Raw genomic sequence first — 12683 nt, forward strand, 5'->3', positions numbered from 1 at the left:
GGATGGCCTTTTTGCGTTTAAGCACCTCAGGAATTTGTAGGTCGGGTAGGGCAAAACCACCCCCCGGTAAGTCAGATCGCACTCCACTCCACTATAAACTGCGCAATCCCTTCTACATCATTTAAATCCAGCATCGGAACTTCAAGCGGCAATACAACATCACTGGCCACCGCAATCACATGCTCATCCAGCGTTAATTCGCTGAAATCATGCCCGGCATCGCTTCTGAACAGCAGGATCTTAGGCACGGCCTCATGCTTAAATCCCTCAACCAGCACCAGATCCAGCGTGGCATGATCCATCCTGCTGACCAGATAAGCGAGATCCAGCGGCGCCTCATCCGGCGTTTCTGTCATCAGCGCCCAGCGTTGAGTACTTGCCACCATCGTTTGCGCTGCACCCGCTTTACGCAATGCATAGCTATCTTTGCCCGGTCTATCGACATCCATATTATGATGGGTGTGCTTAATCAATCCTGGACGGATACCTCTGGCACAAAGCGCAGGAATGAGCTTTTTCAGCAGCGTGGTTTTTCCGGTCCCACTCCAGGCGGAAATGGCGACAACAGGTATCATCTTTTCTCCTGCATCACCTGCAAATCGTCAGGCGTATTCACGTTCACAAAAGCTGATTTTAAATCGCTAAAATCAACGGGATGACCACCAGACTCGCGCATAAAAGCCATCACCCTGCGCTCTCCCGCACTCAGATAGGCCTGCAGAGCTGGCGCCAGGGATCGGTGCATCAATGCGATAGCAGGATGATCACGCTCGCCGTCATGTACCCAAACCACAGGAGCCGTACCCCGAAGCAGCAACAAACGTTCGACAAGACAGGACGGAATAAACGGGGTATCGCAGGGACAGAAGATGAACCACTCTCCGCGAGACTGTTGCATGACCGAAAGCATCCCGGCCAGCGGTCCCGGGTAATCCTCAAGGATATCCTGGTAAACGGCGTACCCGCTGAGCTGGTAAGTGTCGATATGCCGGTTAGCACTGATGGCCATTGTCGACACCTGGCCTGCAAGCGTGTCAGTGACACATTGCCATAAGGGTTTGCCGTTCAGGCGTTGAAGCCCCTTATCTTTTCCCCCCATTCGCGTTGCTCTGCCACCTGCCAGAACGACCCCAATGATTTCCTGGCTAAGATTCACGAATATCGCCTCTTTTATTGTGGGATTGACCCTGCTAACGTGTCACTCTAAATGAAAGGAGCACCACCATGAAATGTAAACGTCTGAATGAAGTTATTGAACTCCTCCAGCCCGCCTGGCAAAAAGAGCCAGAGCTAAATCTGATGCAATTTTTACAGAAACTGGCGAAAGAGTCAGGTTTTGACGGCGAACTGGCAGACCTTTCTGACGATATCCTGATCTACCAACTTAAAATGCGTGACTCTGCCAAAGATGCTGTTATTCCTGGTATTCAGAAGGATTATGAGGAAGATTTTAAGACCGCATTACTGCGCGCCCGAGGCGTAATTAAAGAGTAAAAGCTTGTAAGCGGCGGCACCGAAATCGTCACAAGATGATATCCTGAATCATTCGTATAATTTCCGGATGATCGGATGAACGACCAGGCTTTTACTTTCCAGACATTACACCCGGACACCATTATGGATGCCCTGTTTGAACAGGGTATTCGGGTGGATTCCGGGCTAACACCGTTAAACAGCTATGAAAACCGCGTCTATCAATTTCAGGACGAGGATCGTCAGCGCTTCGTCGTAAAGTTCTATCGTCCTGAACGCTGGTCCGCAGAACAAATTCAGGAAGAGCATCAGTTTGCTCACGATCTGCTGGATGACGATGTTCCCGTTGCCGCGCCGCTAAAATTCAATAATCAAACGCTCCTCACGCACGAAGGGTTTTACTACGCTGTATTCCCGAGCCTGGGTGGCCGCCAGTTTGAAGCGGATAATATCGATCAGATGGAGTGGGTTGCCCGCTATCTTGGGCGCATACACCAGACGGGACGCAAAAAAGTCTTTATTGCCCGCCCGACTATCGGAATTCAGGAATACCTTCTTGAGCCACGCGAAATATTCGAAACGTCTGCCATGATCCCCACTGCGTTAAAGGATGATTTCCTCAACGCCACCGATAAGCTCATTGCAGCTGTTAAAACCTGCTGGCGTGACGATATTTCCGTCCTGCGCCTGCATGGCGATTGTCATGCAGGAAATATCCTCTGGCGTGATGGCCCGCTGTTTGTCGATCTCGATGATGCGCGTATGGGGCCCGCGGTTCAGGACCTGTGGATGCTGCTCAATGGCGACAAAGCCGAGCAACGCATGCAGCTTGAAACGATCATTGAAGCTTATGAAGAATTTAGCCCGTTTAATTCAGACGAAATTGCCCTGATTGAGCCTTTACGTGCGATGCGTTTTGTTTATTATCTCGCATGGTTAATCAGGCGTTGGGACGATCCCGCATTTCCCCGGAATTTCCCGTGGCTTACCGGAGAGGATTACTGGCGTAGCCAGATATCTACATTTACTGAGCAGGTCAAGGTTCTTCAGGAACCCCCTCTGCAATTAACGCCGATGTATTAATTGGACACACCCAGGAGAGAGTTAATCATGAAAAAAATTTGGCTGGCGCTGGCAGGTATGATTCTGGCATTTAGCGCTTCTGCTGCGCAGTTTACCGACGGCAAACAGTACACCACGCTGGACAAACCGGTCGCTGGCGAGCCACAGGTTCTGGAGTTTTTCTCGTTCTACTGCCCACACTGCTATCAGTTCGAGCAGGTGCTGCATGTTTCGGATAGCGTGAAGAAAAAGCTGCCAGAAGGCACCAAAATGACCAAGTACCACGTCGAGTTCCTGGGCCCATTGGGTAAAGACCTGACCCAGGCGTGGGCGGTTGCGATGGCACTGGGCGTGGAAGATAAGATCACTGCGCCAATGTTTGAAGCCGTACAGAAAACCCAGACCGTTCAGACCACTGCGGATATCCGCAAAGTGTTCGTTGATGCCGGCGTGAAAGGTGAAGAGTATGACGCTGCATGGAACAGCTTTGTGGTGAAATCTCTGGTTGCTCAGCAGGAAAAAGCGGCTGCTGACCTCCAGCTTCAGGGCGTTCCGGCGATGTTTGTTAACGGCAAATACCAGCTGAACATGCAGGGCATGGACACCAGCAGCATGGATATCTTCGTACAGCAGTATGCTGATACCGTGAAATACCTGGTTGAGAAGAAGTAATTTCGCTGATGTAAAAACGCCGGTCACTGACCGGCGTTTTTGTATAAAGATTTAATATTGTCTATCTGTTCGTCTTTCTCTTTCCAGAGCGTATTAAGCCACTGCTGGAAACGACGCTTGAAACTCTTATCGTTAACGTAATCACCGTGCAGCCCGGCATCTATCGGGACCAGATCGACACGCACAACAATGCGCGTCAGTTTGCCGCTGAGCATATCGTAGAACGGCGTCTTATCGTTTTCCGGATAGCAGAGCGTGACGTTCAGGAGTTTATCGAACTGCGATCCCAGCACGTTAAGCGCCATCGCAATACCCGCAGCCTTTGGCGGCAGCAAGTGCTGGTAAGGAGAGCGGGTTTGTTGGTGCTTCTCCTCCGTAAATCGGGAGCCTTCAACAAAGTTTACGATGGTCGTAGGATGCGCGCGAAACTTTTCGCAGGAACGGCGTGTGGTCTCCACATCTTTGCCGCGACGCTCGGGATGACGAATCAAATAGCTGCGCGAATAGCGTTTCATAAACGGCATATCAAGCGCCCAGCAGGCCAGCCCGATAAAAGGCACCCAGGCGAGCTGCTGTTTCAGAAAGTATTTGTTCATCGGGATGTGTTTTCGAAAAAGTACGCATAACACCACGATGTCCGCCCAGCTGTGGTGATTGCAAATCAGCAGATACCAGTTCTTCTTGTTAAGACTCTCCAGCCCTTTGATATCCCACTTCAGATGCGGGTTCAGGCACAGCAGGATCGCCAGTCCTTCGCACCAGCAGTACATCATGAAATTACAAAATGCGGACACGGCTCGCCACACCACAGAGACAGGCAACAGCAGTTTAACGATCCCGGCGATAATGATCGGTACAGAGCAGGCGACAGTCACCAGGATAGTTAAAATGATGCTTAACAGTAATGTTATTGCAGCAAGCAATCTCGACATGATGAGCTTTTTCAAATGGTTAGCTGTAATTGAGCGGTCGGCTATGCAACGCCGGGCGCTGATTTTACCAGAAAACAGACAAATTAATGGCGATTTGACGTGATGATTTCGCCGCTTTTACCCTGTCGCAGAAGATTTCTCTGTGATTCCGCGGTTAACAAGGCTTATATCCACATAGACTAAATTGCCATCAGGTGACCATATAGAGAAGATCTAATACGATAACAGCATGATAATTAAGATCTAAAAATTAACTCATATGTATTTTTTACGTCTGTTATTCATATGAAGTGAAAATATGCACAAACTTATCCACAGTTTGATTTTTGCGAGCGATCCTCACGATCGCAAAATCTTTTCCTGTATCTGGCGCTAATACCTGATGTTTTCATCCTTCTGTGGCATCCTTTACCCATAAATTGATTAAAGGCACGGACATTATGGTTCAGATCCCAGAAAACCCTCTTATTCTCGTCGATGGCTCTTCTTACCTGTATCGGGCATACCATGCGTTTCCTCCTCTGACCAATAGCGCAGGGGAACCTACCGGCGCAATGTACGGCGTGCTGAACATGCTGCGCAGCCTGATCCTTCAGTATCAGCCAACCCATGCGGCTGTGGTCTTTGATGCGAAAGGTAAAACTTTCCGCGATGAGCTGTTTGAGCATTACAAATCTCACCGTCCGCCAATGCCTGACGATCTGCGCGCGCAGATTGAGCCGCTGCATACCATGGTAAAAGCGATGGGGCTGCCGCTGCTGGCCGTCTCTGGCGTTGAGGCTGATGACGTTATCGGCACGCTAGCGCGTGAAGCAGAAAAGATGGGTCGTCCTGTGCTGATCAGCACCGGTGATAAAGATATGGCGCAACTGGTGACGCCAGGCATCACCCTGATTAACACCATGACCAACACCATTCTGGGGCCAGAAGAAGTGGTCACAAAGTATGGCGTGCCGCCTGAGCTGATTATCGACTTCCTCGCGTTGATGGGCGATTCCTCGGATAACATCCCGGGTGTCCCTGGTGTCGGTGAAAAAACCGCGCAGGCGCTGCTCCAGGGGCTGGGTGGTCTGGATACGCTCTACGCGGAGCCAGACAAAATCGCCGGGCTCTCCTTCCGTGGCGCAAAAACCATGGCCGGAAAACTGGAAGAGAACAAAGAGGTGGCTTATCTCTCCTATAAGCTGGCCACAATCAAAACCGATGTCGAACTGGAGCTGGGCTGTGAGCAGCTAGAAGTGCAACAGCCTTCCGCTGACGATCTGCTGAGCCTGTTTAAGAAATACGAATTCAAGCGCTGGACCGCTGACGTGGAAGCCGGTAAATGGCTGCAGGCGAAAGGGGCTAAACCTGCTGCAAAGCCGAAGGAGACAATCGTCGTTGACGCAGAAGAGCAGGCGGAAGAAGAAGCCGTGGCGCTTTCCTTCGACAACTACGAAACCATTCTTGAAGAGTCACGGCTGATCGCCTGGATCGAGAAACTGAAAAAGGCGCCCGTCTTCGCCTTTGATACCGAAACAGACAGCCTCGATAACATCTCTGCCAATATGGTTGGCCTGTCATTTGCGACAGAGCCGGGTATTGCCGCCTACGTTCCCGTGGCGCACGATTACCTGGATGCGCCGGAGCAAATTTCCCGTGAACGCGTGCTTGAGCTGCTGAAGCCAATCCTGGAAGACGAAAAGGCGCTCAAGGTCGGGCAAAACCTCAAGTACGACCGCGGCATTCTGCAAAATTACGGCATTGAACTGCGCGGGATTGCCTTCGACACCATGCTTGAATCCTACATTCTGGACAGCGTCGCGGGCCGCCATGATATGGATTCCTTATCTGACCGCTGGCTCAAGCACAAAACGATCACCTTTGAAGAAATTGCCGGTAAAGGGAAAAATCAGCTCACCTTTAACCAGATTGCTCTGGAAGAAGCGGGGCGCTACGCGGCGGAAGATGCAGATGTCACGCTGCAGCTGCACCTGAAGATGTGGCCAAAACTGCAGAAGCATGAAGGTCCGCTGAACGTGTTCCAGCATATCGAGATGCCGCTGGTGCCCGTGCTGTCACGCATTGAACGCAACGGCGTGAAGATTGACCCAACGGTGCTGCATAACCACTCCGGGGAGCTGGCGCAGCGTCTGACCGAGCTCGAGCAAAAAGCGCATGAGCTTGCAGGCGAGCCGTTTAACCTCTCTTCACCGAAGCAGCTGCAAACCATTCTGTTTGAAAAGCAGGGCATCAAGCCGCTGAAGAAGACCCCTGGCGGCGCGCCGTCAACCTCTGAAGAGGTGCTGGAAGAGCTGGCGCTGGATTACCCGCTGCCAAAAGTGATTCTGCAGTACCGTGGCCTCGCGAAGCTGAAGTCTACCTACACCGACAAGCTTCCGCTGATGATCAACCCGAAAACGGGTCGTGTGCACACGTCGTACCATCAGGCTGTCGCGGCGACCGGTCGTCTCTCGTCAACCGATCCCAACCTGCAGAACATCCCGGTACGTAACGAAGAAGGCCGCCGTATTCGCCAGGCTTTCATCGCACCAGAGGATTATCTGATTGTCTCTGCTGACTACTCGCAAATTGAGCTGCGCATTATGGCGCATCTGTCCCGCGACAAAGGCCTGCTGACTGCATTTGCAGAAGGGAAGGACATCCACCGGGCAACCGCGGCGGAAGTCTTCGGCTTGCCGCTGGAGAGCGTGACCAACGAACAGCGCCGCAGTGCTAAGGCGATCAACTTCGGTCTTATTTACGGCATGAGCGCATTTGGTCTTTCGCGCCAGCTCAACATTCCGCGTAAAGAGTCGCAGAAGTATATGGATCTCTACTTCGAGCGTTATCCGGGCGTGCTGGAATATATGGAACGCACCCGCGCGCAGGCGAAGGAAAAAGGTTACGTCGAAACCCTGGATGGCCGCCGTCTCTACTTACCGGACATCAAATCCAGCAACGCGGCGCGTCGCGCTGGCGCAGAGCGTGCGGCGATCAACGCCCCGATGCAGGGTACCGCGGCGGACATTATTAAGCGTGCAATGATCGCCGTTGATGCCTGGCTGGAAGAAGAGAAGCCTCGCGTGAAAATGATCATGCAGGTACACGATGAACTGGTATTTGAAGTGCATAAAGACGACCTCGACGCCGTGTCGAAGAAGGTCCACGAACTGATGGAAAGCAGCATGACGCTTGACGTGCCGTTGCTGGTGGAAGTAGGAAGTGGCGAAAACTGGGATCAGGCTCACTAAGGGTTCTTCGCATAACGCGCTTTTTATGTAAGTTTGCAACATAACAACGCGCGTTTTGTGACAATCATTAGAATTCCCTATGTAAAGAATGAAAAAAAACTACAAAAAGTGCTTTTTCTGCAGCACAAAAAGGGGTAGAGTTGTCGGCGTAGGGTACAGAGGTAAGATGTTCTATCTTTCAGACCTTTTACTTCACGTAATCGGATTTGGCTGAATATTTTAGCCGCCCCAGTCAGTAATGACTGGGGCGTTTTTTATTGCGGCAAAGAAAAATTCAGGCAAAAAAAACGCGACTATCGCCGCGCTCGGTATTACTCTTCTTCCGCTTCCGTCGCGGGTTCCAGCTCGCTAAACCAGGTATCGAGCTTCTGACGCAGCTTGTCCACGCCCTGCTTTTTCAGCGAGGAGAACGGCTCAACCTGCACATCACCGTTGAACGCAAGCACCGCTTCGCGAACCATATTCACCTGCGCTTTGCGCGCGCCGCTCGCCAGCTTATCGGCTTTCGTCAGCAGCACCAGCACGGCGATATCGCTTGCTACCGCCCAGTCGATCATCTGCTGATCCAGATCTTTCAGGGGATGGCGAATATCCATCAGCACCACCAGACCTTTCAGGCACAGGCGTTTTTCCAGGTATTCACCCAGCGCACGTTGCCACTTGATTTTCATCTCTTCCGGTACCTGCGCGTAACCGTAGCCTGGTAAGTCGACCAGGCGTTTGCCCTCTGCGACTTCAAACAGGTTGATCAGCTGGGTACGGCCAGGTGTTTTTGAGGTGCGCGCCAGGCTCTTCTGATTGGTCAGCGTATTCAGGGCGCTGGATTTCCCCGCATTGGAGCGGCCAGCAAATGCCACTTCAATACCGGTATCAGAAGGAAGGTGGCGAATATCGGGCGCACTGGTGACAAAATGCGTCTGTTGGTAGTTCCAGGTAGTCACGTTGTCGTCTCCAAAATCGTAATCTGAAGGGGATTATACCCGAATGCAGGCAAAAGGCTTTTCTGATTGCTATGAGCTGTAGGCGAATGCCACAACCGGTGTGAGAGATCGGCCAGGGATGCTATGGGAGATTTCAGAGAATTCGCAGGCGTCAAAAAAGGCAAACTGTTTTAAATCATAATCTTATTTCCGGGTAATTGTCTGAAAAACTCTTTTTGTACCGTTTCGTTGCTTGTTAGTTTAACGGAACAAGGTAAAGTGTGCGTCAGGGCGAGGAAGCCAACAGGAAATCGACTTAAGGATTAGGGTCAGGAGCGCCAGGAGGCGAAGACGCAGGATTGTCAGGATGACCAGCGCCTGGAGGCGTTTTAAAAGGAAATGGAACCGTATCACGGACGGTATTAGCCAAGGGATAAACAGGGTTTGTTGTTGGCAAACACGGAAAGTCTGACCCGCTAAGGGTTGTGAGTCAGGAAAAAAGGCGACAGATTGCTCTGTCGCCTTTTTTCTTTGCTTGCTTTCTGCTAGATTTCGCCGCAATTCTATACTGAAGAAAACGACTTAAAGATAAAACATCATGAAAAAACCAACCTCCGCTGCGGGCGCGAAACGCCCTGCAAAAGCACGCCGCAAAACGCGCGAAGAACTGAACCAGGAAGCGCGCGACCGCAAACGCGACAAAAAACATCGCGGTCACGCTGCGGGTAGCCGTGCCAACGGTGGTGGTGCAGCGGGTGCTTCTGCAAAAGGCAAACAGCAGAAAGATCCTCGTATCGGCAGTAAAACTCCCATTCCACTGGGCGTGACAGACACCCCGGTCACTAAGCAGCATAAACCAAAGAGCGAGAAACCTATGCTTTCACCGCAGGCTGAGCTGGATTTGCTGGAGAACGATGAGCGCCTGGACGCGCTGCTGGAACGTCTTGAAGAGGGTGAAACCCTGACCGCTGAAGAGCAGTCATGGGTGGATGCCAAACTGGATCGTATCGATGAACTGATGCAGAAGCTGGGCCTGTCATACGACGATGACGAAGAGGAAGAAGAAGACGAGAAGCAGGAAGATATGATGCGTCTTCTGAAGGGTGGAAACTAACATTTGCACCCGGCAGGCACGATAGTCCTGCTTATAACCCTTCCGGTTATATGTTATCTGGTGTGGTTATTCGTTAAACTACGGCGGTTGTCGCGGCGACAGAAGTGGCTGCGCACCCGAATGATGGCCCGCGATGGGGCCAGAACGGGCCGCCGTATACGAACGCGACACCAACGGAAGGAGTGAGCATGTCAGCACCAACTATCGACTGGGATTTGGCCCTAATCCAGAAATATAACTATTCCGGGCCGCGTTATACGTCATACCCCACCGCGCTGGAGTTCTCCGATGCCTTCGGCGAGGCTGATTTCCAGCAGGCTGTCGCACGCTATCCTGAGCGTCCGCTGTCGCTCTACGTCCATATTCCGTTCTGCCATAAGCTTTGCTACTTCTGCGGCTGCAATAAAATCGTTACCCGTCAGCAGCACAAAGCCGACCAGTATCTTGACGCGCTCGAACAAGAAATTGTCCATCGCGCGCCGCTGTTTACTGGCCGTCACGTCAGCCAGCTGCACTGGGGCGGCGGGACGCCAACCTATCTGAATAAAGCGCAAATAAGCCGCCTGATGACCCTGCTGCGCGGCAATTTCAGTTTTAACGCCGACGCTGAAATCTCAATCGAAGTCGATCCGCGTGAAATTGAGCTGGATGTACTGGATCTCTTACGCGCCGAAGGCTTCAATCGTCTGAGCATGGGCGTGCAGGATTTCAATAAAGAGGTTCAGCGTCTGGTGAACCGCGAGCAGGACGAAGAATTTATCTTTGCCTTACTCAATCACGCGCGTGAGATTGGTTTCACCTCGACCAATATTGACCTGATATACGGCCTGCCAAAGCAAACGCCGGAAAGCTTCGCCTTCACCCTGAAGCGCGTGGCCGAACTCAACCCGGACCGCCTGAGCGTCTTTAACTATGCGCATCTGCCGACGCTCTTTGCCGCTCAGCGCAAAATCAAAGATGCCGATCTTCCTTCTGCCCAGCAGAAGCTGGATATCCTGCAGGAAACCATCGCCTCGCTGACCGAAACCGGCTATCAGTTTATCGGAATGGATCACTTTGCTCGTCCGGATGACGAGCTGGCGATTGCTCAGCGTGAAGGCGTTCTGCACCGTAACTTCCAGGGCTACACAACCCAGGGCGATACCGATTTGCTGGGGATGGGCGTCTCCGCTATCAGCATGATTGGCGACTCTTACGCGCAGAACCAGAAAGAGCTGAAGCTTTACTACCAGCAGGTTGATGAAACGGGCAACGCGCTGTGGCGCGGCATTGCGTTAACGCGCGACGACTGCATCCGTCGCGATGTCATTAAGGCGCTCATCTGCAACTTCCGTCTCGATTTCAGCGACGTTGAGTCGCAGTGGGATCTGCACTTCAGCGATTATTTTGCGGAAGACCTGAAGCTGATTGCACCGCTGGCGAAAGACGGGCTGGTGGATGTGTCGGAGAGCGCGATTGAGGTCACGCCGAAAGGGCGTCTGTTGATTCGTAATATCTGCATGTGCTTTGACGCGTATCTGCGTCAGAAAGCGCGACTGCAGCAGTTCTCGCGGGTGATTTAAGGCGCATTGCCAAAAGCACTAAACGTAGGCCGGGTAAGGCGAAGCCGCCACCCGGCTTTTACGTTCAACTCGCTAGCTAAACAGCCCAACCAGCGCCGCACACAACATAGCCGCAACGGCTGTTTGTGGCGTGTGGCTTTCAGCGGCTCCGCTAGAGATCATATTCACAATTGTTTCCAGCATGATGTTCACCCCCAATTTCCGGGCACGATCATACAAAACTCATCGGAACAGTAAAGCGCAAAATAACGGCAATTTGCGCTCAATTAATAACCTTTACACAGCGGCGTGCGATCACTCCATTCCCAGCTCTTTAAGCTTGCGCGTCAGGGTATTACGTCCCCATCCCAGCAGGCGAGCGGCTTCCTGCTTATGACCCTGCGTATGACGAAGCGCGGTAGTTAACAGCGTACGCTCCATCTCCGGCTGAGCTTCAGACAGCAGGTTTTGATGACCGGAACGCAGCGCGCGGTCGGCCCATTGCGCCAGCAGCGTCGCCCAACTGTCCGGCAGCGCGTGCCCGGTACTGCTTTCAGGCGCGGTCGCTTCAAACAGCTCGGCCGGTAAATCCTGAATCAGCACTTCCTGCCCGGCTGCCATCACGGTTAACCAGCGGCAGGTGTTTTCCAGCTGACGCACGTTGCCCGGCCATGCCAGACGCGTCAGAGCGGCATCGGTTTCCGGGTGAAGCTGCTTGGCTTCCACACCCAGCTCGCGGGCGGCCACCTGCAGGAAATGACGTGCCAGGCGGGGAATATCTTCCCGACGCTCACGCAGCGGCGGCAGATGAACGCGGATTACGTTCAGACGGTGGAATAAATCCTCACGGAATTTTCCTTCCTGAACGCGTTGCTCCAGGTTCTGGTGGGTCGCGGCGATAATACGCACGTCCACCTTCACCGGCGCATAGCCGCCCACGCGATAAAACTGCCCGTCGGCCAGCACGCGCAGCAGGCGTGTCTGGACATCCAGCGGCATATCGCCGATCTCATCCAGGAACAGCGTACCGCCGTCAGCCTGTTCAAACCGCCCCTGGCGAATGGTATTGGCGCCGGTAAATGCCCCTTTTTCATGGCCGAAGAGTTCGGACTCAATCAAATCCTTCGGGATCGCCGCCATATTCAGGGCGATGAACGGCGCTTTTGCCCGCGGGCTGTGGCGGTGCAATGCATGCGCCACAAGCTCTTTACCGGTTCCCGACTCACCGTTAATCAATACGCTGATGGACGAGCGGGACAAACGGCCAATAATGCGAAACACGTCCTGCATCGCCGGTGCTTCACCGATGATGTCTGTCGTTGGCCCAAAATCGGGTGCGTGGCGCGGCTGTTGCTGCTCCTGATAATGGCTAATCGCGCGCTCAACCAGCGCCACCGCTTCGTCGATATCAAACGGTTTGGGCAGGTAATCAAACGCCCCTTGCTGATAGGCGCTTACTGCGGCATCCAGATCGGAGTGCGCGGTCATTATGATGACCGGAAGCATAGGGTGGCGTTGTTTGATCTGCTTTAACAGCGCCAGCCCGTCCATGCCCGGCATACGAATATCCGAAAGCAGAACATCTGGCGTTTTGGTGGTGAGTGCGTCGAGCACTTCGCTGCCGCTCTCAAACGTCGTGCAGCTTAATCCTGCCCCTGTGAGCGCGCGTTCAAGCACCCAACGGATGGAGCTATCGTCATCGACTACCCAGACTATCCCTCGTTGCATAAACGTCA

At 52.8% G+C, this 12683-nt stretch carries 13 protein-coding genes; 7 read left to right on the forward strand and 6 right to left on the reverse strand.

Translation table 11 applies throughout. The features are described 5' to 3' along the window. Positions 1–71: 71 nt before the first annotated feature. Together mobB and mobA are read right to left on the reverse strand one after the other, a co-directional pair. Complete coding sequence (gene mobB, locus INF68_RS01660; protein WP_126787031.1) at positions 72–575, reverse strand: molybdopterin-guanine dinucleotide biosynthesis protein MobB; 504 nt, start codon at positions 573–575, stop codon at positions 72–74. Then, a complete protein-coding gene (gene mobA, locus INF68_RS01665; protein ID WP_126787030.1) occupies positions 572–1156 on the reverse strand; it encodes a molybdenum cofactor guanylyltransferase MobA in 585 nt (194 codons plus the stop codon). The genes mobB and mobA overlap by 4 nt, the downstream gene beginning before the upstream one ends. A 68-nt stretch (positions 1157–1224) precedes the next feature. On the opposite strand from mobA, the gene INF68_RS01670 reads away from it, so the two are divergent. The 3 genes from INF68_RS01670 to dsbA all read left to right on the forward strand — a co-directional run bounded on the left by INF68_RS01670 (position 1225) and on the right by dsbA (position 3207). After that, positions 1225–1494, forward strand: a complete 270-nt coding sequence (locus tag INF68_RS01670) for a YihD family protein (RefSeq protein ID WP_109846463.1) — start codon at positions 1225–1227, stop codon at positions 1492–1494. Between the two features lie 75 nt (positions 1495–1569). Further along, a complete protein-coding gene (locus INF68_RS01675; RefSeq protein WP_047743296.1) occupies positions 1570–2556 on the forward strand; it encodes a serine/threonine protein kinase in 987 nt (328 codons plus the stop codon). 27 nt (positions 2557–2583) lie between these two features. Beyond that, positions 2584–3207, forward strand: a complete 624-nt coding sequence (gene dsbA / locus INF68_RS01680; protein WP_032662678.1) for a thiol:disulfide interchange protein DsbA — start codon at positions 2584–2586, stop codon at positions 3205–3207. Positions 3208–3230: 23 nt separating this feature from the next. Here the strand turns inward: dsbA and INF68_RS01685 are convergent, their stop codons facing one another. Beyond that, entirely contained in the window at positions 3231–4082 is an 852-nt protein-coding gene (locus INF68_RS01685) for an acyltransferase (RefSeq protein WP_370552408.1), read from the reverse strand. Between INF68_RS01685 and INF68_RS23455 the strand changes: the two genes are divergently transcribed. Beyond that, the gene (locus INF68_RS23455; protein WP_370552409.1) at positions 3979–4242 is read left to right on the forward strand and encodes a hypothetical protein; all 264 of its coding nucleotides are present in this window, start codon (positions 3979–3981) and stop codon (positions 4240–4242) included. The two genes, INF68_RS01685 and INF68_RS23455, sit on opposite strands and share 104 nt — an antisense overlap. Positions 4243–4579: 337 nt before the next feature. Beyond that, positions 4580–7372 carry a DNA polymerase I gene (gene polA / locus INF68_RS01690; RefSeq protein ID WP_126787028.1) on the forward strand — a complete coding sequence of 931 codons (2793 nt, stop codon included), beginning with the start codon at positions 4580–4582 and terminating at the stop codon, positions 7370–7372. 311 nt (positions 7373–7683) lie between these two features. Here polA and yihA read toward each other — a convergent pair whose 3' ends face one another. Further along, complete coding sequence (gene yihA / locus INF68_RS01695; protein WP_023309768.1) at positions 7684–8313, reverse strand: ribosome biogenesis GTP-binding protein YihA/YsxC; 630 nt, start codon at positions 8311–8313, stop codon at positions 7684–7686. A 577-nt stretch (positions 8314–8890) separates the two neighbouring features. Here yihA and yihI point away from each other — a divergent pair. After that, positions 8891–9406: a Der GTPase-activating protein YihI gene (gene yihI, locus INF68_RS01700; RefSeq protein ID WP_109846458.1), complete on the forward strand. Its 516-nt coding sequence runs from the start codon at positions 8891–8893 to the stop codon at positions 9404–9406. Positions 9407–9594: 188 nt separating this feature from the next. Continuing rightward, the gene (gene hemN, locus INF68_RS01705) at positions 9595–10968 is read left to right on the forward strand and encodes an oxygen-independent coproporphyrinogen III oxidase (protein ID WP_126787027.1); all 1374 of its coding nucleotides are present in this window, start codon (positions 9595–9597) and stop codon (positions 10966–10968) included. A gap of 72 nt (positions 10969–11040) precedes the next feature. Here hemN and INF68_RS01710 read toward each other — a convergent pair whose 3' ends face one another. Both INF68_RS01710 and glnG read right to left on the reverse strand, forming a co-directional pair. Next, a complete protein-coding gene (locus INF68_RS01710) occupies positions 11041–11151 on the reverse strand; it encodes a YshB family small membrane protein (protein ID WP_109846467.1) in 111 nt (36 codons plus the stop codon). Positions 11152–11262: 111 nt separating this feature from the next. Further along, complete coding sequence (glnG, locus tag INF68_RS01715; RefSeq protein WP_023309765.1) at positions 11263–12675, reverse strand: nitrogen regulation protein NR(I); 1413 nt, start codon at positions 12673–12675, stop codon at positions 11263–11265. Between the last annotated feature and the right edge of the window lie 8 nt (positions 12676–12683).

Source organism: Enterobacter cloacae complex sp. P16RS2 (assembly GCF_014982155.1).
Lineage (GTDB): Bacteria > Pseudomonadota > Gammaproteobacteria > Enterobacterales > Enterobacteriaceae > Enterobacter > Enterobacter cloacae_M.